Genomic DNA, 241 nt, shown 5'->3' with positions numbered 1-241 from the left:
GGCGCTGGACGCGGGCGAGGCGGTCATCGTGACGGGGGTGGCCCTGGGCCTGGTGCCGGAGGTGTTCCAGGCTGGGCCCGAGGGCGATGTGCACAGCGAGGTGGTGTGGCGCTCTGTGCCGGTGCGGGAGGCGCCGCCGGCCGATGTGCCGTCGCTGGGCGAGGCCGAGCGGGAGCTGGCGGAGGCGCTGCGGGAGGCCACGGAGGTGCTGTCGCGGCTGAATGTCGCCGGGGCGGGGCCG

The 241-nt window shown here is 77.2% G+C and carries 1 pseudogene; it reads left to right on the top strand.

Features of this window, described 5'->3' with window-relative positions:
* Window positions 1–241: pseudogene (locus CCN51_RS57835) on the top strand (hypothetical protein); the annotation flags it as partial.

Source organism: Streptomyces milbemycinicus, from assembly GCF_002154605.1.
Taxonomy (GTDB): Bacteria; Actinomycetota; Actinomycetes; order Streptomycetales; family Streptomycetaceae; genus Streptomyces; species Streptomyces milbemycinicus.
This window is presented reverse-complemented; position numbering and strand designations above follow the sequence as displayed.